The following is a 575-nucleotide window of genomic DNA, read 5'->3' as shown; positions in this document are numbered from 1 at the left end:
AAGACAGATATAGGAAGACCAGGGTATCTACTTTAAGCTCTCTACATTCCTTAACTTGACGCGTATGGTTAGGGTTAACAGTACCAAACGTTTTGTTAACTACTGCCATAGGGTTCAGCATTGTCATCAAGTGAAGCAAAAATGGTCTGTTTATCAATTCTGGGTGAGGAATCTTAAGGTATGGTGTATCAAGTGTCAGGTCATCCCATAACAAAATATCCAAATCAATAACGCGAGGTGCCCATTTTTCATAGACCTGCAGACGGCCAATGTCACATTCAATTTGTTTAAGGCCCTTTAACAGCTCTTCAGGAGAAGAAGAACAACTTCCATACACAACCATATTTAGAAATGGCCTGTCCCACCCAGGTGAAGCATCATTTGGTAAAATAGCCTTAGTTTCCAGAATAATTGAAGATTTTAAATTTTTAAAATAGCGTTCCTGCAGTAACTGAGCAGCCTTTTGTAAATGGGAAAAGCGATTCACCATATTTGAGCCAATAGAAATGTATAGCACTTCTCGCAATAGTCCGAATAGGATAAGATATGTGCTTATGGCTATGGTAGAGCAGTAG

At 39.1% G+C, this 575-nt stretch carries 1 protein-coding gene; it reads right to left on the bottom strand.

From position 1 onward, the window contains the following. The coding region (gene folK / locus OZD68_RS00060) for a 2-amino-4-hydroxy-6-hydroxymethyldihydropteridine diphosphokinase (RefSeq protein WP_338063248.1) at positions 1 to 517 on the bottom strand (517 nt) is incomplete at its 3' end. Between the last annotated feature and the right edge of the window lie 58 nt (positions 518 to 575).

This window comes from Wolbachia endosymbiont of Drosophila bicornuta (assembly GCF_028982105.1).
GTDB classification, from domain to species: domain Bacteria; phylum Pseudomonadota; class Alphaproteobacteria; order Rickettsiales; family Anaplasmataceae; genus Wolbachia; species Wolbachia pipientis.
The sequence above is the reverse complement of the archived record's forward strand: the minus strand, read 5'-3'. Positions and strand labels throughout refer to the sequence as shown.